The 23,857-nt window shown below is 72.3% G+C and carries 19 protein-coding genes; 16 read left to right on the top strand and 3 right to left on the bottom strand.

The features are described from left to right. The first annotated feature begins 46 nt into the window (after positions 1 to 46). Entirely contained in the window at positions 47 to 1,171 is a 1,125-nt protein-coding gene (gene mnmA, locus ABZ842_RS15080) for a tRNA 2-thiouridine(34) synthase MnmA (protein WP_361537023.1), read from the top strand. 212 nt (positions 1,172 to 1,383) lie between these two features. On the opposite strand, the gene ABZ842_RS15075 is transcribed toward mnmA, so the two are convergent. Continuing rightward, positions 1,384 to 2,181 (bottom strand): alpha/beta fold hydrolase, encoded by a 798-nt coding sequence (locus ABZ842_RS15075; protein ID WP_361537021.1) that lies wholly within the window; start codon positions 2,179 to 2,181, stop codon positions 1,384 to 1,386. 203 nt (positions 2,182 to 2,384) lie between these two features. Here ABZ842_RS15075 and ABZ842_RS15070 point away from each other — a divergent pair, with 203 nt between their 5' ends. The 9 genes from ABZ842_RS15070 to gatB all read left to right on the top strand — a co-directional run bounded on the left by ABZ842_RS15070 (position 2,385) and on the right by gatB (position 13,503). Next, positions 2,385 to 2,924 (top strand): TIGR00730 family Rossman fold protein, encoded by a 540-nt coding sequence (locus tag ABZ842_RS15070; protein WP_361537019.1) that lies wholly within the window; start codon positions 2,385 to 2,387, stop codon positions 2,922 to 2,924. Between the two features lie 110 nt (positions 2,925 to 3,034). Next, positions 3,035 to 3,724: an SDR family oxidoreductase gene (locus tag ABZ842_RS15065; protein ID WP_361537017.1), complete on the top strand. Its 690-nt coding sequence runs from the start codon at positions 3,035 to 3,037 to the stop codon at positions 3,722 to 3,724. A gap of 82 nt (positions 3,725 to 3,806) precedes the next feature. Next, entirely contained in the window at positions 3,807 to 4,805 is a 999-nt protein-coding gene (locus ABZ842_RS15060) for a methionine synthase (RefSeq protein WP_361537015.1), read from the top strand. Between the two features lie 15 nt (positions 4,806 to 4,820). Further along, positions 4,821 to 7,124 carry an NAD-dependent DNA ligase LigA gene (gene ligA, locus ABZ842_RS15055; protein WP_361537013.1) on the top strand — a complete coding sequence of 768 codons (2,304 nt, stop codon included), beginning with the start codon at positions 4,821 to 4,823 and terminating at the stop codon, positions 7,122 to 7,124. 445 nt (positions 7,125 to 7,569) lie between these two features. After that, positions 7,570 to 9,717, top strand: coding sequence for a bifunctional diguanylate cyclase/phosphodiesterase (locus ABZ842_RS15050; RefSeq protein WP_361537236.1), 2,148 nt, complete (start codon positions 7,570 to 7,572; stop codon positions 9,715 to 9,717). A gap of 225 nt (positions 9,718 to 9,942) precedes the next feature. Further along, positions 9,943 to 10,239: an Asp-tRNA(Asn)/Glu-tRNA(Gln) amidotransferase subunit GatC gene (gene gatC, locus ABZ842_RS15045; RefSeq protein ID WP_018845281.1), complete on the top strand. Its 297-nt coding sequence runs from the start codon at positions 9,943 to 9,945 to the stop codon at positions 10,237 to 10,239. Between the two features lie 5 nt (positions 10,240 to 10,244). After that, positions 10,245 to 11,738, top strand: coding sequence for an Asp-tRNA(Asn)/Glu-tRNA(Gln) amidotransferase subunit GatA (gene gatA, locus ABZ842_RS15040; RefSeq protein ID WP_361537011.1), 1,494 nt, complete (start codon positions 10,245 to 10,247; stop codon positions 11,736 to 11,738). Then, positions 11,735 to 11,974: a hypothetical protein gene (locus ABZ842_RS15035; protein ID WP_361537009.1), complete on the top strand. Its 240-nt coding sequence runs from the start codon at positions 11,735 to 11,737 to the stop codon at positions 11,972 to 11,974. The genes gatA and ABZ842_RS15035 overlap by 4 nt, the downstream gene beginning before the upstream one ends. A gap of 17 nt (positions 11,975 to 11,991) precedes the next feature. Further along, positions 11,992 to 13,503 (top strand): Asp-tRNA(Asn)/Glu-tRNA(Gln) amidotransferase subunit GatB, encoded by a 1,512-nt coding sequence (gene gatB, locus ABZ842_RS15030; RefSeq protein ID WP_361537007.1) that lies wholly within the window; start codon positions 11,992 to 11,994, stop codon positions 13,501 to 13,503. A 121-nt stretch (positions 13,504 to 13,624) separates the two neighbouring features. Here the strand turns inward: gatB and ABZ842_RS15025 are convergent, their stop codons facing one another. After that, the gene (locus ABZ842_RS15025; RefSeq protein ID WP_361537005.1) at positions 13,625 to 14,524 is read right to left on the bottom strand and encodes a hypothetical protein; all 900 of its coding nucleotides are present in this window, start codon (positions 14,522 to 14,524) and stop codon (positions 13,625 to 13,627) included. Between the two features lie 341 nt (positions 14,525 to 14,865). On the opposite strand from ABZ842_RS15025, the gene ABZ842_RS15020 reads away from it, so the two are divergent. From ABZ842_RS15020 to ABZ842_RS15005, 4 genes are all read left to right on the top strand, one after another. Next, complete coding sequence (locus ABZ842_RS15020; RefSeq protein ID WP_361537003.1) at positions 14,866 to 17,094, top strand: phosphocholine-specific phospholipase C; 2,229 nt, start codon at positions 14,866 to 14,868, stop codon at positions 17,092 to 17,094. Between the two features lie 197 nt (positions 17,095 to 17,291). Then, the gene (locus ABZ842_RS15015) at positions 17,292 to 19,529 is read left to right on the top strand and encodes an MMPL family transporter (RefSeq protein ID WP_361537001.1); all 2,238 of its coding nucleotides are present in this window, start codon (positions 17,292 to 17,294) and stop codon (positions 19,527 to 19,529) included. A gap of 68 nt (positions 19,530 to 19,597) precedes the next feature. Next, complete coding sequence (locus ABZ842_RS15010) at positions 19,598 to 20,179, top strand: GNAT family protein (protein WP_361536999.1); 582 nt, start codon at positions 19,598 to 19,600, stop codon at positions 20,177 to 20,179. 63 nt (positions 20,180 to 20,242) lie between these two features. Then, on the top strand, positions 20,243 to 21,028 hold the full coding sequence (locus ABZ842_RS15005) for a GNAT family N-acetyltransferase (RefSeq protein WP_361536997.1): 786 nt from the start codon (positions 20,243 to 20,245) through the stop codon (positions 21,026 to 21,028). A 15-nt stretch (positions 21,029 to 21,043) separates the two neighbouring features. Here ABZ842_RS15005 and ABZ842_RS15000 read toward each other — a convergent pair whose 3' ends face one another. Beyond that, entirely contained in the window at positions 21,044 to 22,438 is a 1,395-nt protein-coding gene (locus ABZ842_RS15000; protein WP_361536995.1) for an MFS transporter, read from the bottom strand. Between the two features lie 99 nt (positions 22,439 to 22,537). Between ABZ842_RS15000 and ABZ842_RS14995 the strand changes: the two genes are divergently transcribed. After that, positions 22,538 to 23,449, top strand: a complete 912-nt coding sequence (locus tag ABZ842_RS14995; protein ID WP_361536993.1) for a LysR family transcriptional regulator — start codon at positions 22,538 to 22,540, stop codon at positions 23,447 to 23,449. Between the two features lie 216 nt (positions 23,450 to 23,665). Continuing rightward, positions 23,666 to 23,857, top strand: a complete 192-nt coding sequence (locus ABZ842_RS14990; RefSeq protein ID WP_361536991.1) for a hypothetical protein — start codon at positions 23,666 to 23,668, stop codon at positions 23,855 to 23,857.

Here is a 23,857-nt window from a genome sequence, read left to right as displayed (position 1 = left end):
ATACTCGCGAGCTCTTGGTTCTCCGTGACCGTACCCTGGTAGGGCTATGACTGAGACTCCCCAGCGCCCGCTGCGCGTGCTCGCCGCCATGTCCGGAGGCGTGGACTCCGCCGTCGCCGCCGCCCGAGCCGTCGAAGCGGGGCACGACGTGACCGGCGTCCACCTCGCGCTCTCCGCGAATCCGCAGTCCTTCCGCACCGGTGCACGAGGGTGCTGCACCATCGAGGACTCGCGCGACGCGCGCCGCGCGGCGGACGTCATCGGCATCCCCTTCTACGTGTGGGACCTGGCCGAACGCTTCCGCGAGGACGTCGTGGAGGACTTCATCGCCGAGTACGAGGCGGGCCGCACCCCCAATCCCTGCCTGCGGTGCAACGAGAAGATCAAGTTCGCCGCGCTGCTGGACAAGGCGCTCGCCCTCGGCTTCGACGCCGTGTGCACCGGCCACTACGCGACCGTCGTCGTCACCGAGGACGGCCGGCGCGAGCTGCACCGCGCCAGCGACGCCGCCAAGGACCAGTCCTACGTCCTCGGGGTGCTGGACGAGCGCCAGCTCGCACACGCCCTGTTCCCGCTCGGCGACACGCTCACGACCAAGGACGAGATCCGCGGCGAGGCCGAGCGCCGCGGTCTCGCGGTGGCGCGCAAGCCCGACAGCCACGACATCTGCTTCATCGCCGACGGCGACACCCAGGGTTTCCTCGCCTCCCGCCTCGGCACCGCCGAAGGCGACATCGTCGACGAGTCCGGCACCCGGCTCGGCACCCACGAGGGCGCGTTCGGCTTCACGATCGGTCAGCGCAAGGGGCTGCGGATCGGCCACCCCGCGCCCGACGGGAAGCCGCGCTACGTCCTCGACATCTCACCGGTGAACAACACCGTGACCGTCGGCCCCGTTGAAGCGCTGGACGTCATCGGACTGACCGCGATCAAGCCGCGCTGGTGCGGCGCCGAACCGCAGGGCCCGGGGGCGTACACCGCACAGCTGCGCGCCCACGGCGGCGAGACCCCGGTGACGGCCGTCATGGTCGACGGCGAGCTGCGGGTGACCTTCGCCGAAGCGGTGCGCGGCGTGGCCCCCGGCCAGGCGGTCGTGCTCTACGACGGCACCCGGGTGGTGGGCTCGGCGACGATCTCCGCCACGCAGCGCGCCGCGGCTTCCGTGGCCTGAGCGCCCCGGCGGACGTCACCGCAGACGTCACGACGGACGTCACGGCGTCGTTCGTCCGCGGGCACCCCTTGGAGACCGTGCGCGCCGTGCCGGAACCCACCCCCGTGGGGCTCCGGCGCCGCTCACCACGGCCTTCGGTGACGCCCCGGGCTTGGGGCCGGTGACCACGGTGCGCCGGCGCCCGCGCGCCGCGCACGCCGGCGCGGGAGCGCTCACGAGGCGAAGAACGCCGCCACCACGGGCGCCAGCACGTGCGGCGCCACCTGATGCGTCTGCCCCGTCAACGTACGGTGACGTGCGCGCGGCAGGGCCTCCGCCACCAGCCGCATCGCCTCGCGCATCGACGGGGCGCTGGCGCCGCCTTCGATCACCAGCACGCGCACCGCGACTTCGTGCAGCAGGCGTACGGGCACCGCGCCGTCGCCCATGACGGCGTAGTCGTACGGCAGCGTGTGCGCCGCCGCCGTCAACTCGGACCAGAGGGGGAAGTCGCGCATCTGCTCGATCATGTTGCCCGGCGTCCCCAACAGGCCCAGGAAGAGGACGAGTGCCTCGTCGACCTTGCCGCCGTCCACCAGCTCACGGGTGCGCGCCAGATGGTCCGCGTCCGGGCATCCGGGGGGCGGGACCGGGTCGAACGGCGGCTCGTAGACGGAGAGCTGCGTGATCGGCAGGCCCGAGGCCGCGGCCCGCAGCGCGAGCGCGCCCCCCGACGACGTGCCGTGCACCCGGGCCCGACCGCCGGCCTCCTCGATGACGGCGGCCAGGTCCTCGATCTCCCGCTCCACCGCGTACCCGACGGCATCACCGCTGTCGCCCCGGCCGCGCCGGTCGTAGGTGAAGACGCTGAAGTGCGACGACAACAGCTCGGCGAGCGGCGCCTGGGCCGCGGCGGTGTCCAGCGCACCGCTGACCAGCACCACGGCGGGGCCGGCACCGCGCTGCTCGTACGCGATGGGCGTGCCGTCCGCCGAGCGCGCCCTGTTGAGCGTACGGCTCGTGTAGTCCATGGCAGTGCTGACCGGACGGGCCGCCGCAACTCATCGCTGTCGCACGACTTTTTTCAGTTTCTCGCTGCGCCCCAGGTCAGCGCAGGGCTTCCACGGTCCCGCCGCCGGATCGCCGGCGGCCGGACGCCCGTTTATCCACAGGTTCATCCACAGGTTCGACCGCCGTCACCTCGAGGTGTGCCGCGGCCCCGTACGGTGGCGTCATGAACATTTGCGTCTTCCTCTCCGCCGCCGACCTCGACGACCGATACACCACCCCCGCACGCGAGTTCGCCGAACTCCTCGGCAAGGGCGGCCACACCCTGGTGTGGGGCGGCTCGGAGAGCGGGCTGATGAAGGTCGTCGCCGACGGCGTGCGGCACACGGGCGGGCGCCTCGTCGGCGTCTCGGTGGACTTCCTGTCCCACGTGGCCCGCGAAGACGCGGACGAAATGGTCGTCGCCAAGGACCTCGCCGAGCGCAAGGCGCTGCTGCTCGCCAAGTCCGACGCCGTCGTGATCATGGTGGGCGGCACCGGGACCCTGGACGAGGCCACCGAGATCCTGGAGCTCAAGAAGCACGGCAAGCACGACAAGCCCGTGGTGCTGTTGAACACGGCCGGCTTCTACGACGGTCTGAAGGCGCAGTTCCGGCGGATGGAAGAGGAGGGCTTCCTGCCGCTGCCCCTGACGGAGTTGGTGTTCTTCGCCGAGGACGGCATATCGGCGCTGGCGTACCTGGAGGAGTCGGCCGGGATCCAGTAGCCCCGGTCGGCGCAGGCGCAGGCGCAGGCGTACGTGTACGCGTAGGGGAGGGCGCGGCGGGCGCTGCCGCGTTTTCTGTCGGCCGGGGCGCGAGTGCGAGCATGGGCGCCATGAAGACCCATGTGATCACCGGAGCCGGCTCCGGCATCGGTGCCGCCGTCGCCGCCCGGCTCCACGCCCGGGGCGACGACCTCGTACTGATGGCCCGCGACGCCGGACGGGCCAAGGAGATCGCCGCGCGGTACCCGGGGGCGCGCACGCTCGTGGCCGACCTGTCCGACCCCGACCGCATCTCCTGGGCCCTGTCCCACCAGCAGGTGCCGGACCGGGTGGACTCGCTGCTGCACGTCGCCGGCGTGGTCGACCTCGGCCCCGTTGCCGACCTGCGCCCCGTGACCTGGCACCACCAGCTCAACACCAACCTCGTCGCCCCGGCCGAGCTGACCCGGCTCCTCCTGCCGCAACTGCGCGTCTCGCAGGGGCACGTGGTGTTCGTGAACTCGGGCGCCGGGCTGCGGGCGAGCGCCGAGTGGAGCGCGTACGCCGCCTCCAAGCACGGTCTGAAGGCGCTTGCCGACTCCCTCCGGGCGGAGGAGCACGACAACGGCGTACGGGTCACCTCCGTCTATCCCGGCCGCACCGCGAGCCCCATGCAGGCGAAGGTGCACTCGCAGGAGGGCAAGGAGTACGACCCGGCCCGCTGGATCGACCCGGAGTCGGTCGCCACGGCCGTCGTCACCGCGATCGACCTGCCCCGGGACGCCGAGATCAACGACCTGACGGTACGGCCGGGGCGCTGAGCCCGTACCGGCAGGGAGGGCGGAGCCGGAGAGCCGGGACGCCGGGGAGTACCCGTCGTCGAACGGCACGTACGCTGCCGGGGTGAGTGAGAAGCGCGAGTTCAGCTGGGGTCCGGCCACCGGCGTCGGGTCCATGCCCGGGGGCGACGCCCGGGAGGCGGCGAAGACCGTCACGGGGTCCTTCGAGGACTTCCCCCACCTCTTCGAACTGCCCGCCCGGGGCCCCGGTGCGGACATGATCGGACGGACCCTGGGACTCCTCGTCGAGATGTACGCGCACGTCGAGCCCAGCGGCTGGCGCGTCAGCGACCGGCCGGGCCGCGACACCCGTCGGGCCGTCTCCTGGCTCGGCGAGGACCTCGACGCGCTGGAGGAGTTCACCCAGGACTACCGGGGGCCGCTGAAGGTCCAGGCCGTGGGGCCGTGGACGCTCGCCGCCGCCCTGGAGCTGCGCAACGGAGAGTCGGCGCTCGTCGACCCCGGCGCCTGCCGCGACCTCGTCGGCTCCCTCGCCGAGGGGTTGCGCGTGCACCTGGCGCAGGTGCGCCGTCGGGTGCCGGGCGCCCGGCTGGCGCTCCAGTTGGACGAGCCGTCGCTGACCGCCGTGCTGCGCGGGCAGGTCAAGACCGCCAGCGGCTACCGCACGCACCGGGCGGTGGACCGTCAGATCGTGGAAGGGGCGCTGCGGGACGTGATCGGCGACGAGGTCGCCGTGGTGCACTCCTGCGCGCCCGACGTGCCCTTCGCGCTGTTGCGGCGGGCCGGTGTGGCAGGGGTCTCCTTCGACTTCGGCCTGCTCACCGAGCGTGACGAGGAGGCGATCGGTGAGTCCGTCGAGAGCGGTGTTCGACTCTTCGCGGGAGTCGTGCCGTCCACTGACACCGCATTGTCAGACCCGGCAGGTAGCGTCATGGGTGTCAGAACGTTGTGGCGCAGGTTGGGGCTGAATCCGGGGATTCTGAGCGAGTCCGTGGTCATCACCCCGACCTGTGGTCTGGCGGGCGCCTCTCCGGCGTACGCACGGGCCGCGCTCGCCCACTGCGTTCGGGCCGCGAGATCACTCGCAGAACACCCTGAGTGACGGGGTGACGGGGCAATGCCGGGGAATCGGGAGGACGAGACGGTGACTGGCGAAGAGCGGACGGAAGAGCCCTCACGGGACGTGCAGGACGAGCGGGACGTGCAGAACGGTACGGACGGCACCGACGGTACGGACCTGTCGGCGGTGCAGGGCGACGCCGACCTGCCGGCACGGGCGCGCGAGGAGCACGCCCAACTCGCCGAGCAGATCGACGAGCACCGCTTCCGGTACTACGTGAAGGACCAGCCGGTCATCAGCGACGGCGAGTTCGACACGCTGATGCGCTCCCTGGAGGCCCTGGAGGAGCGGTATCCGGCGCTGCGCACGCCCGATTCCCCGACCCAGAAGGTCGCCGGCCACTACGAGACCGAGCTGACCAAGGTCGAGCACCGCCAGCGCATGCTCTCCCTGGACAACGCCTTCGACGAGGAGGAGCTGGCCGCCTGGGCGGAGCGGGTCGCCCGCGACGTCGGTACCGCGGACTTCCACTTCCTGTGCGAGCTGAAGATCGACGGCCTCGCGGTGAACCTGACGTACGAGAAGGGCAAGCTCGTGCGGGCCGCGACCCGGGGCGACGGCCGCGTGGGCGAGGAGATCACGCCCAACATCCGCACGATCGCCGACATCCCCGACCGGCTGTCGGGCGACCGGATCCCCGAACTCGTCGAGATCCGCGGTGAGGTCTTCTTCCCGATGGACGCCTTCGAGGAGCTGAACGCGCGCCGGGTCGCCGCGGGAGAGCAGCCGTACGCCAATCCGCGCAACTCCGCCTCCGGGTCCCTGCGCCAGAAGGACCCCAAGGTCACGGCGACGCTGCCGCTGCACATGGTGGTGCACGGCATCGGAGCCCGCGACGGCTTCGACATCGACTGCCTGTCGCACGCCTACGAACTGCTGCACGAGTGGGGCCTGCCCACCTCCCGGCACTTCAAGGTGGTCGACTCCCTGGACGGCGTCCGGGAGTTCATCGCGTACTACGGCAAGAACCGCCACTCCATGGAGCACGAGATCGACGGGGTGGTCGTCAAGCTCGACGAGATCCCGCTCCAGGGGCGGTTGGGCTCCACCTCGCGGGCCCCGCGGTGGGCGATCGCCTGGAAGTACCCCCCGGAGGAGGTCAACACCAAGCTGGTCAACATCCGGGTGGGCGTCGGCCGCACCGGTCGCGTCACCCCGTACGCGCAGGTGGAGCCGGTGAAGGTGGCCGGCTCCGAGGTCGAGTTCGCCACCTTGCACAACCAGGACGTGGTCAAGGCCAAGGGCGTCCTCATCGGGGACACGGTCGTGCTGCGCAAGGCCGGTGACGTCATCCCGGAGATCCTGGGGCCGGTGGCCGACCTGCGCGACGGCAGCGAGCGGGAGTTCGTGATGCCGGCCGACTGCCCGGAGTGCGGGACGCCGCTGCGGCCCATGAAGGAGGGCGACGTCGACCTGCGCTGCCCCAACGCCCGTTCCTGCCCCGCCCAGTTGCGGGAGCGGCTGTTCTACCTCGCCGGCCGCCGGGCCTTCGACATCGACCACTTCGGCTACGTCACCGCCGCCGCGCTCACCAGACCGCTGGAGCCCGCTGAGCCGCCGCTGAGGGACGAGGGCGATCTGTTCGGCCTCAAGGTCGAGCAGCTGCTGCCGATCGTGGCGTACGTCCTCGACCAGGACAGCGGACTGCCCAAGCTGGACCCGAACGGCGAGGAGAAGAAGGCGACCGTCTTCGCCAACCAGCAGGGCGAGGCCAAGAAGAACACCCTCGCGCTGCTGGAGAGCATCGAGGCGGCCAAGGACCGCCCGCTCGCCCGGGTGTTGACCGGTCTGTCCATCCGTCACGTGGGGCCGGTGGCGGCGGAAGCGCTGGCCCGAGAGTTCCGCTCCATCGACCGCATCCAGGAGGCCACCGAGGAGGAGTTGGCGGCCACGGACGGCGTCGGCGCGATCATCGCCGCCTCCCTCAAGCAGTGGTTCGCCGAGGATTGGCACCAGGAGATCCTGCGCAAGTGGCGGGCCGCGGGCGTCCGGATGGAGGAGGAGGGCGCCGGCGAGGAGCAGGGACCCCGGCCGCTGGAGGGTCTCACCGTCGTCGTCACCGGGACCCTGATCAACTACACCAGGGATGGCGCAAAAGAAGCGCTCCAGAACCTCGGCGCGAAAGTGACCGGATCTGTGTCGAAGAAGACGGGCTTCGTCGTCGTCGGTGACAACCCGGGCTCGAAGTACGACAAGGCGATGCAGCTCAAGGTGCCGGTTTTGAACGAGGACGGCCTGGTGATCCTCCTGGAGCAGGGGCCGGACGCGGCGCGTGAGGCTGCTGTGCCCGTAGAGGAGTGACGGCGGGGGACCGAGTGCGCTCCGGTGAGTGCTGACGCGGAGTGAGGGAGCCGTAGGCAAGGCTGGGACAAGCCGGGTGACGACCTCTCACCACTGGTCGAACAGGGCGTAAGGGATGAGAACCAGACGTCCTTCCCGCCTTGGTGGCGACCGGTAACAGTCACCCGTTCGGCGCATAGCAGATGGATAAGGGTGGTCCGGTCGCATTCGGGCAAGAGCTGTAGAGCGCTGCCCGTCGGAGCCTGCCGCGGCCTACTGTTGAGACGTGCGCCTGTCGTGCACGGCTGCGTGGTGGGATTTCGGTCGTGGTGGCATGACCACGTAACCACGCGAGGCATCGGCACCACCGGCTGTGAGAGGGACGGGAATGGAACGGACTGAGAGCGCCGCCCCGGTCCCGCGGCCCCGGGGGTACGCGGCGGCCCTCGCCAGTGGGCTCGCGGGCATGTCACCGGGGCTGCCCGTCGCCGTGGCCGCCGGCGCGGCGCTCGTCATGGGCACCGGCGTCTTCACCGCGGTGCAGGAAGGCCGGGCGCTGTTCCCCGGCTCCACCGCCGGCTGGTCGCTCGCGGTGCTCACCGGCATCGTCGTCGCCCATCTGGTCGCCATGGGGCGCGACCGCTGGTGGGGCGGTACGGGTTCGGGTGCGGCGCTCACCCTCGCCGTGCTCCTGCTGTACGGCTGGGTGCCGGCCGGGTTGGTGAGCCTGGCCGTCGTCACCCTGGTCGGCTCCGCCCGGCGGCACCGGTGGCGCCACGGCGCGCTGCACGGCTCCGTCGACGTGCTCGGAGTCGGCACGGCGGCCCTCGTCCTGTCCTTCTTCGACCGCATGCCCAGCGTCGAACGGCCCTGGTCCCCACTCGACTGGGGGATCGGGGCCGCGCTGGAAGTCCTGCTCGCCGCCGTCACCTATCTCCTGGTCACCCGACTGCTGTTGTGGTACGTGCTCGCGCCGCAGAGCAGCGGGCTGCCGACGATCGCCCGCACCGCCCTGATCCGACAGGGGCTGGTGTCCGTCGCGCTCCTCGGGATCGCGCCCCTGATCTGCGTGGTCGCCGTCTCCCGGCCGTTGCTGCTGCCGCTGTTCGCGGTACCGCTGATCGCGCTGGACTCCACGCTGTGGATCGCCCGGGCCAGGGCGGAGGAGCAACTGAGGGACCCGCTCACCGGGTTGCCGAACCGGCAGTGGCTACTGGAGCGCACCTGGACGGCGTTGGAGGACGCGGAGGGCCAGGGCACGCGCGCCGCGCTCGTCCTGATCGACCTCGACCGCTTCCGTTCCGTCAACGACACGCTCGGGCACCTCGCCGGCGACCGGCTGCTGCTGCAGATAGCCCAGCGGCTGCGGCAGGCGCTGCCGCGCGGTGCGGAGGCCGCGCGGCTCGGCGGCGACGAGTTCGCCGTACTGCTGCCGACGGCGGACTCCATCACCAGCGCGCAGCGCGTCGCCCGGCAACTCGCCGCTGAGCTCTCCTCGCCGCTCGACCTCGACGGGCTCACCCTCGTGCTGGAGGCCAGTGCCGGGGTCGCCGTCTTCCCCGACCACGCGCTGGACGCCGAGGGCCTGCTGCGCCGGGCCGACGTGGCGATGTACCAGGCCAAGCGGGACCGGACGGGCGTGGAGGTGTACGAGTCCAAGCGGGACAGCAACACACCCGACCGCCTCGGGCTCCTCGGAGACCTGCGGCGGGCACTGGACGCGCACGAGGTGGAGCTGCACTACCAGCCGAAGGTCCGGTTCGACGGCCAGGTCGCCGGGCTTGAGGCGCTGGTCCGCTGGGTGCACCCGGAGCGCGGACGCGTCCCGCCCGACGAGTTCATCGCCATCGCCGAGTCCTCCGGGCTGATGCCGCACCTCACCGAGTACGTCCTGGAGACCGCGCTCGCGCAGGTGGCGAAGTGGCGGTCGCAAGGGCTGAAGGTGCCGGTGGCGGTCAACGTGTCGCCCCGGGACGTCCACACTCCCGGGTTCGCCGGCTCCGTCGCCGCGCGGCTGGCGCGGCACGGGGTGCCCGCGGGCGCGCTCCAGCTGGAGATAACGGAGCACGTGCTGCTGGAGGACCCGCAGCGGGCCGCGGACACCCTCGCGGGGCTCTGCGACCACGGCGTGCGCATGTCGCTCGACGACTTCGGCACGGGCTACTCCTCGCTCGTCCACCTCCGCCGGCTGCCGGTGAGCGAGCTGAAGATCGACCGTTCCTTCGTGGCGCGGCTGGCCGTCGACGCCCAGGACGCGGAGATCGTGCGCTGCACCGTCGACCTCGCCCACTCGCTGGGGCTGCTGGTCGTCGCGGAGGGCGTGGAGGACGACGAGACGTGGGAGCGGCTGCGGGACCTGGGGTGCGACGCGGTCCAGGGGTGGCTGGTCGCCGCGGCGATGCCGCCGCAGGAGACGACGGCGTGGCTGCGGGCGCGCGGGGAGCGGGGCTGGCACCGGCAGCGGGACGGGGTGCGGCCGGAGCAGGGGGCGGCTTCCGCGGTTGCGGCTGCGCCTGGTGCTTCGGTTGCCTCGGGTCCTTCGGCTCCGGCGGGTGCGGTGCGGCCGTCGCCGGATCTGGAGACGGGGGAGCCTTCGGGGCGTGCAGTGCGGTGACGCTCGCGCTGGCGGGTGGTGTGGGTGCGGGGGCGCGCCGTTGTGGGCTCGGACCGTAGCCCGTCCGCGGGCCGGTGGTGGGCTTGTCGCGCAGTTCCCCGCGCCCCTGACGTACGGGCACGGGGCCCCTACGTGAGCGACGGGGGGCGGCCGTTTCGTGCCGGGGTGGGGGGGACCCATAGGATTGGGCCAAACACCAACACTCACCCTGATGAGGATCTCCGCATGCCTGGCATCACGCGCGAGGAGGTCGCCCACCTCGCCCGGCTGGCACGTCTGGAGTTGTCCGGCGAGGAACTCGATCACTTCGCAGGTCAGCTCGACGACATCATCGGCGCGGTCGCCCGTGTCGCAGAGGTCGCCGACCAGGACGTACCCCCGACCTCCCACCCTCTGCCGCTGACGAACGTCATGCGTGCCGACGAGGTCCGTCCGTCGCTCACGCCCGAGCAGGCGCTCTCCGGCGCCCCGGCCCAGGAGCAGCAGCGCTTCAAGGTGCCGCAGATCCTGGGGGAGGACTGAACGTCATGACGGACATCATCAAGCTCACCGCGGCCGAGATCGCCGCGAAGATCGCCTCCGGCGAGCTGACCGCCGTCGAGGTCACCGAGGCCCACCTGGCTCGGATCGCCGCCGTCGACGAGAAGGTGCACGCCTTCCTGCACGTCGACCGGGAGGGCGCCCTCGCGCAGGCCCGCGCCGTGGACGCCAAGCGCGCCGCCGGCGAGAAGCTGGGCCCCCTCGCGGGCGTCCCGCTCGCGCTCAAGGACATCTTCACCACCGAGGGCATCCCGACGACCGTCGGCTCGAAGATCCTCGAAGGCTGGATCCCGCCGTACGACGCCACCCTCACGCGCAAGCTGAAGGAAGCGGACGTCGTCATCCTCGGCAAGACGAACATGGACGAGTTCGCCATGGGTTCGTCGACCGAGAACAGCGCGTACGGCGTCACGGGCAACCCCTGGGACCTCACCCGGATCCCCGGCGGCTCCGGCGGCGGCTCCAGCGCCGCGCTCGCCGCGTACGAGGCCCCGCTGGCGATCGGCACGGACACCGGCGGCTCGATCCGCCAGCCCGCCGCCGTCACCGGTACGGTCGGCGTCAAGCCCACGTACGGCGGAGTCTCCCGCTACGGCATGGTCGCCTTCTCGTCCTCGCTCGACCAGGGCGGGCCCTGCGCCCGCACGGTGCTGGACGCGGCGCTGCTGCACGAGGTCATCGCGGGCCACGACCCGTTGGACTCGACGTCCATCGACGCCCCGGTGCCCCCGGTCGTCGAGGCCGCCCGCAACGGCAGCGTTTCGGGCATGCGCGTCGGCGTCGTCAAGCAGTTCCGCGGCGAGGGCTACCAGGCCGGCGTCGTCCAGCGCTTCGACGAGGCCGTCACCCTGCTGAAGGAGCTCGGCGCCGAGGTCGTCGAGCTGGACTGCCCGTCCTTCGACCTCGCCCTGTCGGCGTACTACCTCATCGCGCCGTCCGAGTGCTCCTCGAACCTCGCGCGCTTCGACGCCATGCGGTACGGCCTGCGCGTCGGCGACGACGGCACGAAGTCCGCCGAGGAGGTCACCGCGCTGACCCGCGAGGCCGGCTTCGGCGACGAGGTCAAGCGTCGGATCATGCTCGGCACGTACGCCCTCAGCTCCGGCTACTACGACGCGTACTACGGCAGCGCCCAGAAGGTCCGGACCCTGATCAAGCAGGAGTTCGAGGCGGCCTTCGAGCAGGTCGACGTGATCGTCTCGCCGGCGACGCCGACGACCGCGTTCCCGATCGGGGAGCGGGCCGACGACCCGATGGCGATGTACCTCGCCGACGTGTGCACCATTCCGACCAACCTGGCGGGCAACGCCGCCATGTCGCTGCCCTGCGGCCTCGCGCCCGAGGACGGCCTCCCGGTCGGTCTGCAGATCATCGCCCCGGCCATGAAGGACGACCGGCTTTACAAGGTCGGCGCCGCCGTCGAGGCCGCGTTCGTGGAAAAGTGGGGTCACCCACTCCTGGAGGAGGCACCGTCCCTGTGAACGCACTGAGCAAGGCCAAGGGCTTCAAGAAGTCCAAGGCGGGCACGTACCTGTCCATCGGCACGACGGCGTTCGGCGCGGTCGGGGTCGCCAAGCAGGTGCAGAAGGCCCGTAGCGAGCACGACACGCTGCGGCTGGTCGACGCCGTGATCACCGGGGCCGCCATCGTCACCGGCATCGCCCTGCTGGTGCGCGAGCTCAAGCGCATCGGCGACGACGACGTCCTGCTGGGCTGAGAGGGAAAGTTTCTACTGTGACCGTCACTGAACTGGTGTCGTACGAGGCGGCGCTCGCCGAGTACGACCCCGTCATGGGCCTTGAGGTCCACGTCGAACTCGGTACGAAGACCAAGATGTTCTGCGGCTGCTCCACGGAGCTGGGCGCCGAGCCCAATGCGCAGACGTGCCCGACCTGTCTCGGGCTGCCCGGGTCGCTCCCGGTCGTCAACGCGATCGGCGTCGAGTCCGCCATCAAGATCGGCCTCGCGCTGAACTGCGAGATCGCCGAGTGGTGCCGCTTCGCCCGGAAGAACTACTTCTATCCGGACATGCCGAAGAACTTCCAGACCTCCCAGTACGACGAGCCGATCGCCTTCAACGGCTACCTCGACGTGCAGCTGGAGGACGGCGAGGTCTTCCGCGTGGAGATCGAGCGCGCCCACATGGAGGAGGACACCGGCAAGTCGACGCACGTCGGCGGTGCCACCGGCCGCATCCACGGCGCGTCCCACTCCCTGCTGGACTACAACCGCGCCGGCATCCCGCTCATCGAGATCGTCACCAAGCCGATCGTCGGAGCGGGCGAGCGCGCGCCCGAGGTCGCCCGGGCGTACGTCGCCGAGCTGCGGGAGCTGATCCGGGCGCTCGGGGTCTCCGACGCGCGCATGGAGATGGGCCAGATGCGGTGCGACGTGAACCTGTCGCTGATGCCGAAGGGCTCGTCGACGTTCGGCACCCGCTCCGAGACCAAGAACGTCAACTCGCTGCGCTCGGTCGAGCGGGCGGCGACGTACGAGATCCAGCGGCACGCCGCCGTGCTGGAGTCGGGCGGGAAGATCGTCCAGGAGACCCGGCACTTCCACGAGGACGACGGCTCCACGACGTCCGGCCGGGTGAAGGAGGAGGCCGAGGACTACCGGTACTTCCCGGAGCCCGACCTCGTACCGGTCGCCCCGGCCCGCGCGTGGGTCGAGGAGCTGCGGGCCACGCTGCCCGAGCTGCCGCGGGTGCGCCGCAACCGGCTCCGTGAGGAGTGGGGGGTCTCCGCGCACGACATGCAGTCGATCCTGAACGCCGGGGCGGTCGACCTGATCGTCGCCACGGCGGACGCCGGCGCCCCGGCCGACCAGGCGCGCAAGTGGTGGATGGGCGAGCTGGCCCGGCACGCCAACGAGTCCGGTCGCGGGCTCGACGAGCTGCCAATCACGCCGGCGCAGGTGGCCCGGGTCGCCGAGCTGGTGGCGACGGGCGACCTCAACGACAAGCTGGCCCGCCAGGTCATCGAGGGCGTGCTCGCGGGCGAGGGCGACCCGGACGCCGTCGTCGACAAGCGCGGCCTGAAGGTCGTGTCCGACGACGGTGCGCTCGGGGCGGCCGTCGACGAGGCCATCGCCCAGAACGCGGCGGTCGCGGACAAGATCCGCGGCGGCAAGGTGGCGGCGGCGGGTGCGCTCGTGGGCGCGGTCATGAAGGCCACCCGCGGACAGGCGGACGCGGCGCGCGTCAAGGAGCTGATCCTGGAGAAGCTGGGCGTCAGCGAAGGCTGAGCCGTACGGCGGCCGGGTTTCGGTACGCGCGGGATTCGGTACGCGCCGGTTTCGGTACGCGCGAGGGGCGGTCCCCACCACTGGGTGGGGGCCGCCCCTCGCGTCGTGGCCACTGCGGACCCTAGTGCCGTATGCCGAGGCCGGGGAGGAGCAGTTCGCCGCGGTCCTTGCAGCTGACGTCGCGCGCGCGGAGTTCCTTCGGGGCGCGGGTGCCGCGGGCGCGGAGTTCGGTCAGGGTGAGGCGGGCCGCTTCCGAGGTGTCCGGGCGCTCCGGGGCGGGGAACTCCGCCTGCCACCAGCCGCTGTCGCGGGACTGCCAGCCGCGGGAGCGCATCAGGGCGGAGCGCTCCGGGGTGTCCTCGCCGTCGCGGTCGTCGACGGAGACGTGGAGGCCGTCCTCCAGCGCGTACGAGACCTGGAGGCGCCGGCCGCGGTCGGCGCTGCTGGTCAGGGTGAAACCGGCCCAGTCGCAGCCGACCTGCACCGGCAGCTGCTCGACCCAGGCCGCCAACATCAACTCCAGCGCGGCCTCGAAGTGTTCCAGGCAGGAGGCCATCCGGCCGGCGGGGCGCTCGGCCGGCTGCTCGCCCGGGCCGCCGCGGTCCAGTTGCCAGACGTACGGCAGCAGGTCGAACTCGTGCGGCTCGGTCGCCGCCCAGGGGCCGCTCCAGGCGAACGAGCGGTCCTCGGCGGCCTCCAGGGACTCCGTGTGGTGGGCGGAGAGCAGGGCCCAATGGCCGGCGCAGTGGAGCAGGACTGTCCGCTCGGCGCTGCGCCAGCGGACGTTGGGGCCGTACACCGAGCCGCCGTACAGCGTCGGCTCGCCGATGCGGGCCACGATCGTGCCGTACACCTCGGCGAAGGACTCACGGCGCTCGTGCAGGGAGGCGCCGGGGGCGAAGGCGTGCACCGGGACCGGTTCGCGGCCGAGGAAACCGCCGGGGGAGTCGTGCAGCAGCCGGGCCAACTCGGCGGCGGCGTACGGATCCAGGATCGGCTGGTTGGTCCCCATCGTCTCCATGAGGCCATCGTGCCAGTCGTTACCGACAACGGTCCCGGGGTTAATCCGGCCGTGCCCTGACGAGTGGTCGATCGGGCGCTTCCTGCCCGGTCGCCCTTCGTGCAGAGTGAATTGACGTTACGTCAGGAGTAGTGCATATGCACCAAGGCGACGCCCGTTCGGCTAGTCCATTCGCACATTCCCGGGGATCATTCCCACTGCACCCACTGCACCCACCGTGCCCGCGGCATCCGCGGCCCCTCGGCGCCACGCGTGTTCACCGTGCCGTTCTGCGCGGGACGCCGCGGGGTCATCCGCCCCGCGTAACGTCGGCTGCGGCACCGGACCATGGAGGAGATCACGTGTCCACGGATCACACGGACACCCCGGACAACAACACGGGCAGTACGCGGCACCAGGCAACACCACCCGCCGAAGCGTCACGCGACGCCTCACGCGACGCCCCGCGCGACGTCTCCCGCCGTCGGCTCCTCGCCGTCAGCGGGGTCGTCGGCGCGTCCGCCGTCGCCGCCTCCACCGTCGGGTCGTTCCTGCCGCCCTCGCTGCGCACCGCGCTCGCCGCCGAGCCCCCGGCGGACCGCGGCGGCCTCGACGAGGTCCAGCACGTCGTGGTGCTGATGCAGGAGAACCGTTCCTTCGACCACTACTTCGGCACCCTCCGCGGCGTGCGGGGCTTCGGCGACCGCAACGCCGTGACGCTGCCCACCGGCGGCACCGTCTTCGAGCAGCCCGCCCCCGGCGGCGGCGCCGTGCTGCCCTTCTCCGTGCGCGAAGCCGCCGAGGCCCAGCAGCGCGACCTCCAGTACATAGGCGCGCTCGACCACTCCTTCAGCGGCGGCGCCAAGGCGTGGGGCGGCGGGTGGATGAACGGCTGGGTCGCCGCGAAGTCCGCCGCCACCATGGCGTACTACGACCGCCGCGACCTCCCCCTGCACTACGAGCTCGCGGACACCTTCACCGTCTGCGACGCGTACCACTCCTCCATCCACAGCTCCACCAGCCCCAACCGCAACCACCTGTGGAGCGGCTGGACGGGCTTCGAGGCCGGCGGCGCGCGGGCCGTCGGCAACGACGCGTACGACGAGGCCACTCACCCCGGCTACGGCTGGACCACGTACGCCGAGCGCCTGGAGCGGGCGGGGCGGAGCTGGAAGACGTACACGGAGTGGGAGAACTTCACCGACAACCAGATCGAGTTCTTCACCGCCTTCAAGGACGTCGCCCGCGCCGCCCTCGCCAAGACCGGCGGCCACACCTACATGGAGTCCTTCTACGCCGCCGTCCGCGCCGCGCCCCACGAGGCCGAGCGGGCGCGGCTGCTGGCCCTGCTGGAAGACGGCGTCGCCGACCTCGACGAGCAGCGGCGGAGCCTGTTCGAGCGGGGGCTGCGCCGGGTGCCGACGGGGACGCTGGCCGAGGAGTTCGCCCGGGACGTGGCCGACGGCGCGCTGCCGGAGGTGTCGTACCTGGTGCCGTCGGCCGTCGACTCCGAGCACCCGAGCGTCTCCTCGCCCGCCCACAGCGCCTCGATCGTCTACAAGGTGCTGGACGCGCTCGGCCGCCACCCCGAGGTGTGGCGGCGCACCGTGCTGCTGATCACCTACGACGAGAACGACGGCTTCTTCGACCACGTGCCGCCGCCCGTCGCGCCGCCCGAGGTCACGGCCGAGTGGTGGCAGGGCCGGCCCACCGGGCTCGGCGTCCGGGTGCCGATGCTCGTCGTCTCGCCCTGGTCCGTCGGCGGCTACGTCTGCTCCGAGGTCTTCGACCACACCTCCGTGGTGCGCTTCCTGGAGCGCTGGACCGGGGTGCGGGAGCCGAACATCGGCGCCTGGCGGCGCACCGTCGTCGGCGACCTGACGTCCGCGTTCGACTTCCGGCGCACCCGGCCGGGCCCCGAAGTCGAGCCGCCCGGCGCCGTGCCGCCCTTCAGCGAGCGGTGGCGGCCGAAGCCGCCGCAGGTGCAGCGGATGCCGCGGCAGGAGCCGGGCAACCGGCCGGCCCGCCCGCTGCCGTACCAGCCGGACGCCCACGGCCGGATCGCGGGCGACGCCTTCGAACTCACCGTGACCAACGCGGGGCGGTCGAGCGTGCACCTGGCGCTCCATCCGTACGCGGGGGAGTTCGCCGGGCCCCAGCACCGGGACGTGCGGGGTGCGGCGCGGTGGAAGGTGCCGCTCGCCGGCGTCACCGGGGGCGCGTACCGCTTCACCGTCACCGGGCCCAACGGCTTCCGCCGGGAGTTCTCCGGCAGCACGGCGCGCGCCCGCGGCCCGGAGGTGGCCACCGCCGTCGACCACCACGACCGCGATCTGCACCTCGTCCTGCGCAACACCGGCACCGCCTCCGTCACCTTCACCGTCCGCCCACTGGCATACGTGGACGACGCCGACCTCGCTGACTGGACGCGCACCATCAGGGTGAAGCCGGGGCGCAGCCGCACCGTCGTGCACTCGGCGGCCGACGCCCGAGGCTGGTACGACCTGGAGGTCACCGCGGATCGGGATCCGGCGTTCCGCCGCAGGCTGATGGGGCACATCGAGAACGGGCGGCCCAGCGTCTCCGGATGAGCCGCGGGGCGCGGCCCGCCCGTGCCGGGTGCGTGCCGGCGAGCGCGCACCGGTTGTGAGTAAGGCCACGAAAGAGCCCCAAAGGGACAAACGATCACGTTTGGCTGCGAGAGTGTCACCGCAGGGGCCGAGCGTTCATTGAGTTCTTTTCGGGCTGTTCCCGATCAAGATCCACGAACCACCAGGGAGCACGTCCGTTGGCAGCCATCGCCCGGTGGTGCGTCAAGCACCGACTCGCCACCGTCCTCATCTGGTTGTTCGTCTGCGCGGGCGTCGTCACTGCGGCGGGCGCGGTCGGCTCCGCCTACTCCAGCGACTACGAGGTCCCCGGCACCGAGTCCGGTCGCGCCACCGCGCTGATCGAGGAGGGCTTCCGCGGCCAGAGCGGCGAGGGCGACACCGTCGTGTGGCACACGGAGCGGGGCACCGTCCGCGCGCCCGACGTGCAGGAGCGGCTCTCCGCAATGCTCGACGAGGTCGCCGAGCTGCCGTCGGTGGCCGCCGTGAGCAGCCCGTACGCGACCGACGGCGCCAGCCGGATCAGCCCCGACGGACGTACGGCCTACGCCACCGTCACCTTCGACCAACAGCCGGACTCCGTGCCGCAGTCCCACGTCGACGCCGTGCTGAAGACCGCGAAGGCGGCGCAGACGGACGGCGTCCAGGTGGAGCTGGGCGGCCCGGCCGTCGGACTCTTCGACTCGTCCCCGGGCCACCTCGCCGAAGTCGTCGGCGTGGCCGTCGCCGCCGTCGTCCTCTTCCTGGCCTTCGGCTCCCTCGTCGCCAGCCTGCTCCCAATAGCCACCGCGGTCGTCTCGGTCGGCACGGCGTACGCCGGCACCGTCCTGCTCGGCCACCTCATGACCGTCGCCGACTTCGCCCCCATGCTCGGGATGCTGATCGGGCTGGGGGTGGGGATCGACTACGCCCTGTTCATCGTCACCCGGCACCGCAAGGGGCTGCGCGCGGGCCTCACCGTCCCGCGGGCCGCGCAGAACGCGGTGGCGACGACGGGGCGCGCCGTCGTCTTCGCCGGCGCCACCGTGTGCATCGCGCTGCTCGGAATGCTGATGCTCCGCCTCAGCTTCCTCAACGGCGTCGCGATCGCCGCCTGCCTCACGGTCGTGCTCACGGTGGCCGCTTCGGTGACGCTGCTGCCCGCGCTCCTGTCGTACATCGGGGACCGCGCGCTCGGCGGGCGCGAGCGGCGGCGGCTGCGCGAATCGGGGCCCCAGCCGGAGGTGCCGACCGGGTTCGCGGCCCGCTGGTCGGCCTTCGTGGAGCGCCGCCCGAAGCTGCTCGGCGCCGTCGCCCTGGTGGTGATGGCGGTGCTCGCGCTGCCCGCGCTCTCCCTCCACCTCGGCACCTCCGACCAGGGCAACAACCCGGCGTCCAGCACCACCCGCAAGGCGTACGACCTGCTGGCGCACGGCGGCCCCGGACAGCCCGAGGGCTCGGGCGGCGGCTTCGGCCCCGGCGTCAACGGTCCGCTCACGCTGGTCGCCCGGCTCGACGGCGCCGCCCAGCGGGTGGCCATGGACGGGCTGCCGCAGGCGCTGCGCGGCGCGGACGGCGTCGCCTCGGTCGGCCCGGTCTCGTACAACAGCAGCGGGGACACGGCGGTGCTCACGGTCGTCCCCGACTCGGCGCCGCAGGCCGAGGCCACCAGCGAACTGGTCGACCGGCTGCGCGGCGAGCTGCTCCCGAAGGCCGCCGAGGGCAGCTCGCTGAAGGTCCACGTCGGCGGGGTGACGGCCGGCTACGACGACTTCGCGGAGGTGATCGTCGGCAAGTTGCCGCTCTTCGTGGGCTCGGTGATCGCCTTCGGCTGTCTGCTGCTGTTGCTCGCCTTCCGCTCGATCGGCATCCCGCTGAAGGCCGCGGCGATGAACGTGGCCGCCGTCGCCTCGTCCTTCGGGGTCGTCGTCGCGATCTTCCAGTGGGGGTGGGGGAGCGAACTGCTCGGACTGGGCAGGGCGGGCCCGATCGAGCCGTTCCTGCCGGTCATCATGGTCTCCGTGCTCTTCGGACTCTCCATGGACTACCAGGTCTTCCTGGTCAGCCGGATGTATGAGGAGTGGCTGGAGACCCGCGACAACCGGCGGGCCGTGCGGGTGGGCCTCGCCGAGACCAGCCGGGTGATCAACTCCGCGGCCGTCATCATGATCTCGGTCTTCCTCGCCTTCGTCCTCAGCGGGGACCGGGTGATCGCGATGTTCGGCATCGCGCTCGCCGCGGCGGTCGCCCTGGACGCCTTCGTGCTCCGCACCCTCCTGGTCCCGGCCCTCATGCACATGCTCGGCGGGGCGAACTGGTGGCTGCCGGGCTGGCTGGACCGACGGCTGCCGCGGATCAGCATCGAACGGCCCGAGTGCCGGGCGCATGCGAAGATCCCAGAGCAGCACCACGAACGGCGCACCGCCGGACGGCGCTGACCTGACCCAGTGCGTGCACCACGGCACGGACTCAGCACGCGTGCACGCGTGAAGGAGCGAGGACGACGATGTTTGCGATACCCCTGACGGCGCGGGACGGCGAGACGGCGGAACTGCGACCCCTGGAGCCGTGGCGTGCGGAGGAGTTCCTCGCCCACATGGACCGCGGTCGGGACTTCGTCGGGCAGTTCATCTCCTTCGCCGACCGGGCCGCGGACCTCGCCTCCGCCCGCGCGCTCCTCCAGTCGTACGCCGACCGACAGGCCGCCGACGGCGGCAGGATCTACGGCATCTGGCTGGACGGCACCCTCGTCGGCGGCGTCCTCTTCGTCTCCCTCGACGCCGCCGGCGGCACCTGCGAGGTGGGCTGCTGGCTGGAGCCCGCCGCGGTCGGCCGCGGACTGGTCACCCAGTCGGTCACGGTCCTCGTGGACTGGGCGGTCCGGGTGCGCGGGGTGCACCGGGTCGAATGGGTCGTCGCCTCGGGGAACACCCCCAGCGTGAACGTCGCCCAGCGGCTCGGGATGCGCCGGGACGGGGTCCTGCGCGAGTCGTACGAGCACCGCGGCGTCCGGCACGACATGGAGGTCTGGTCGGTGCTGGCGCCCGAGTGGCGCGAGCTGCGCGACGGCTCGCAGAGCACCGGCTGAGAGCCCTCGCTGAGCCGGGAAAACCCGGTGGTCAGTCCGGTCGCCGGCTGATGCAATGGGCGGATGGACCACACTGAAGTGCTTGCCCAGTTCGACGCGGAACTCCGCCGCGGCTTCGTCGACGACACCCCCGGCACCCGCGTCGAACGCGTCGGTGACGTCGTGCGGGCGACCGCACCCGACTGGAACGGCGTCCTGTGGTCCGACCTCGACGAGGGCACGGCGGACGCGGCGATCGCCGCCGAGACGGCGCACTTCGACGCCCTCGGGCGGGACTTCGAGTGGAAGCTGTACTCCCACGACCGGCCCGCCGACCTCGCGGGGCGACTGCTCGCTGCGGGCTTCGTGCCCGAGCCCGAGGAGACCCTGATGGTGGCCGAGATCGCCGAACTGCCCACGGAGGCACCCCTTCCGGACGGCGTGCGGATCGACGACGTCAGCGACGCGGCGGGCGTACGGCTGATGACCCAGGTCAACGAGTTGGCGTTCGGGCGGGTCCACGCCGAGATGGAACGACAGCTCCTTCGGCAGCTCGGCAGCGACACCACGGTGATGGCCGTGGCGGTGGCCGGCGAGGTGCCGGTGTGCTCGGCCCGGATGGACCTGCACGTCGGCACCGGGTTCGCCAGCCTGTGGGGCGGCGGTACGCACCCCGAGTGGCGCGGCCGGGGCATCTACCGGGCGCTGGTCGCCCATCGCGCGAAGATCGCCGCCGAGCGGGGGTACCGCTACCTCCAGGTGGACGCGAGCGACCAGAGCCGACCGATCCTGGAACGGCTCGGGTTCCGGGTGCTCAGCACCACGACGCCGTACGTATGGACCGCCGCGGGCGGGCGTTCCGCCGGCTGAGCACCCGGCCCGGGCTCAATCGCGCGGCGCGGCAGCGGCGCAGGGCTTCCGACCGGTGGGGGTGGTCGGCGTGCTCGGGACGGTCGTGTCAGTCAAGGCGGTCGGGGTGCTTGGGACGGTGGTGTTAGTCGAGGCGGCGGGGGTGGTCGGGACGATCGGGGCACCCGGTGCGGCCGAGGTAGTGAGTACGGTCGGGTTGGTCGAGGGAGTCCGGCCGCCGCCGAGCAGTCCCACGACGAGCGCCGCTGCCGTGAGCCCCGCGGCGCTCCACAGCAGCGCCGTGATGCCGAACGCCTCCACCACGGTGCCGCCGAGGAAGGCACCGAGGGCGATGGCGGCGGTGAAGACGCCCACGTAGATCCCGGTCACCTGCTCGACGCGGTGGGGCGCCGAGCGGGTCATCCAGATCTGGCCGGCCACCGAGAGCCCGCCGTACGCCACGCCCCACAGCGCGATGCCGACGCCGGTCGGCACCGACCACCGGCCGAAGAGCGCGAGGAGCGCGATCGCCGCGCCGACGCCGACCGTCAGGGCCAGCACCGTGCCGCGGGCACGCCGCGCCGCGAGGGCGCCGGCCGCGAAGTTGCCGACCAGTCCGAAGAGCCCGTACACGAGCAGGAACGCGGCGATGGCGCCCGGCGTCAGCCCGGTCCGCTCCTCCAGGACGGGCCGTGCGTAGGTGTACGCCGCGAAGTGCGCGGAGACCAGGAACAGGATCAGGACCAGCCCGACCCGCACCGGCCGGATGCGCAGCGGGGACGCCGCGTCCGCGCCGTCGGCGGCGACGGTCGGCGCCGACGGGCGGGGCAGCCGGGGCAGCGCCAGCAGCAGCGCGGCGGCGAGCGCCACCGCGCAGACGGCGAGCGCGCCGAAGGCCGCACGCCACCCGAAGGCGTTGCTGACCAGCGTGCCCAGCGGCACGCCGACGACCGACGCCGCCGCGACCCCACCGATCGCGAGGGACACGGCCAACGCGGCGTTGCGCGGTGCCACGAGCCGGGGCGCGACCGCGGACGCGAGGCCCCACACCGCCCCCATCCCGATGCCGAGGATCACCCGGGCGACCACCAGCAGGCCGAAGTCGTCCGCCACCGCGGTCAAGGCGTTGCCCGCGGCCACCACCACCATCGCGGCGGCGAGCACCACGCGTCGATCGAGCGCGCCCAGCAGTCGGGGCACCGTGGGGGCGGCCACGGCGGCCACCAGACCGGTGACGGTCAGGCTCGAACCGGCCGCCCCCCGACTGATCCCCAGGCCGTCGGCCATCGGCGTCAGCACGCCGATCGGCAGCATCTCCGAGGTGACGACGACGAAGGTGGCGAGCGCGAGCACGGTGACCGACAGCCATTGCCACGCTGTGGTGCGCGTTGGACCGGCGTTGGCGTCGGGGAGGGATGCGGGGGATTCCATGCCTTCCAACCAAGCAGCGCCCCGGGGCGGGAACAACGCCGATCTTCTCAGGCTTCGATGAGCTGGAGTGATCGATCGGTGGAGTGCGGGGAGAACGCGATGAACCAGGTCCACGTGCAGGAGTTGGAGTGCCTCTTCGTCCTCGCCGAAGAGCTGCACTTCGGCCGTACCGCCGCCCGTCTGGGCTGCTCGCAGAGCCGGGTGAGCCAACTCGTCGGCGCCCTCGAACGCCGCGTCGGGGTCCGGCTGGTCGACCGCACCAGCCGCCGCGTCGCGCTCAGCCGGTTCGGCGCCCAGTTCGTCGACGAGGTGCGACCGGCCTACGACGCGCTGGACGCCGCGCTCACCGGTGCCCGGGAGCGGGCCCGCAGGGGCGCCCTGTGCCGGCTGCAGATCGGCTTCCACGGCAGCGTGTACGAGGAGGTCACCGAGGCGTTCCGGCGGCTGCGCGCCGAGGAGGACGTGTCGATGGAGCTGAGCGAGATCCCCTGGGGCTCGCCCTTCACCGCCGTGCTCGGCGGCCGGCTCGACGCCGTCGTCGTCGAACTGCCCGTCCACGAGCCCGCCCTGACCACCGGATTCCGCTTCCCTCCGCAGGACCGGCTGCTGGCCGTCGCGGACTCCCACCCGCTCGCCGCGGCGGACCGCGTCGACGTCGAGGAACTGGGGTCGCTGGACCTGCTGCGGCCCGTCGGGGACGCCCCCGACTACTGGATGACGGCGCAGGTGCCGCACGCCACCCCCGCCGGCACCCCCATCAGGTCCACCACCGGGATCACCACCGTCCACGAGGGCCTGGCCCGCGTCGCCACCGGCGAGCACGGCATGCTGATCTGCCGCCCGCTGAGCGAACGCACCACCCGCAGCGACGTCCGCTACCTGACGGTCGACGGGCTCGACGACCCGTCCCAACTGGGCCTGGTCTGGCGCACCGACCGCACGAACCGCCAACTGAAGGCGCTCGCCGGCCACCTCCGCGAACAGTTCACCCGCCCCCAAGGCACGCCGTAGGCAGCGCCCACGAGCTAGGGCAACGGCGCGGGTCTTCTAAGGCACCCCGCAGCCCTCCTCAGGCCGGCACGCGCGGCCCGGCCCGCCCGCGGCCCGGGCCTAAGGACCCCGCCCGCGCGAGGATGCGGCACCCTTCCGATGTGCCGGACCCGCCTGGGAACCGAGAGTGGAGGCACGGCAGAGAGCCGGAACCCACCACCACCCGAGGAGCGGGACATGTCCGCATTCGCGACGCACGGCCACTTCGACCGCGAGGCCGCCCGGGTACACCACGAGGAGCTAGTCCGGCGCGCCGAGGCGTACCGCCTGGCCCGTCGGGCACGCCTCGCCCGGCGCACAGAGCAACGCGGCGCCGAGCCGGAAGAGGACGGGGCGAACCCGGCCCGACGCTACGCCCCCGCCGCGTGA

The organism is Streptomyces sp. NPDC047315 (genome assembly GCF_040643215.1).
Classification (GTDB): Bacteria; Actinomycetota; Actinomycetes; order Streptomycetales; family Streptomycetaceae; genus Streptomyces.
This window is presented reverse-complemented; position numbering and strand designations above follow the sequence as displayed.

Excerpts from the sequence above, each read along its gene's own strand:
- mnmA (WP_361537023.1), top strand. The coding sequence starts at position 47 with ATGACTGAGACTCCCCAGCGCCCGCTGCGCGTGCTCGCCGCCATGTCC.
- ABZ842_RS15075 (WP_361537021.1), bottom strand. The coding sequence starts at position 2,181 with ATGGACTACACGAGCCGTACGCTCAACAGGGCGCGCTCGGCGGACGGC.
- ABZ842_RS15070 (WP_361537019.1), top strand. The coding sequence starts at position 2,385 with ATGAACATTTGCGTCTTCCTCTCCGCCGCCGACCTCGACGACCGATAC.
- ABZ842_RS15065 (WP_361537017.1), top strand. The coding sequence starts at position 3,035 with ATGAAGACCCATGTGATCACCGGAGCCGGCTCCGGCATCGGTGCCGCC.
- ligA (WP_361537013.1), top strand. The coding sequence starts at position 4,821 with ATGCCGGGGAATCGGGAGGACGAGACGGTGACTGGCGAAGAGCGGACG.
- ABZ842_RS15050 (WP_361537236.1), top strand. The coding sequence starts at position 7,570 with ATGTCACCGGGGCTGCCCGTCGCCGTGGCCGCCGGCGCGGCGCTCGTC.
- gatC (WP_018845281.1), top strand. The coding sequence starts at position 9,943 with ATGCCTGGCATCACGCGCGAGGAGGTCGCCCACCTCGCCCGGCTGGCA.
- gatA (WP_361537011.1), top strand. The coding sequence starts at position 10,245 with ATGACGGACATCATCAAGCTCACCGCGGCCGAGATCGCCGCGAAGATC.
- ABZ842_RS15025 (WP_361537005.1), bottom strand. The coding sequence starts at position 14,524 with ATGGAGACGATGGGGACCAACCAGCCGATCCTGGATCCGTACGCCGCC.
- ABZ842_RS15010 (WP_361536999.1), top strand. The coding sequence starts at position 19,598 with ATGTTTGCGATACCCCTGACGGCGCGGGACGGCGAGACGGCGGAACTG.
- ABZ842_RS15005 (WP_361536997.1), top strand. The coding sequence starts at position 20,243 with ATGGACCACACTGAAGTGCTTGCCCAGTTCGACGCGGAACTCCGCCGC.
- ABZ842_RS15000 (WP_361536995.1), bottom strand. The coding sequence starts at position 22,438 with ATGGAATCCCCCGCATCCCTCCCCGACGCCAACGCCGGTCCAACGCGC.
- ABZ842_RS14995 (WP_361536993.1), top strand. The coding sequence starts at position 22,538 with ATGAACCAGGTCCACGTGCAGGAGTTGGAGTGCCTCTTCGTCCTCGCC.
- ABZ842_RS14990 (WP_361536991.1), top strand. The coding sequence starts at position 23,666 with ATGTCCGCATTCGCGACGCACGGCCACTTCGACCGCGAGGCCGCCCGG.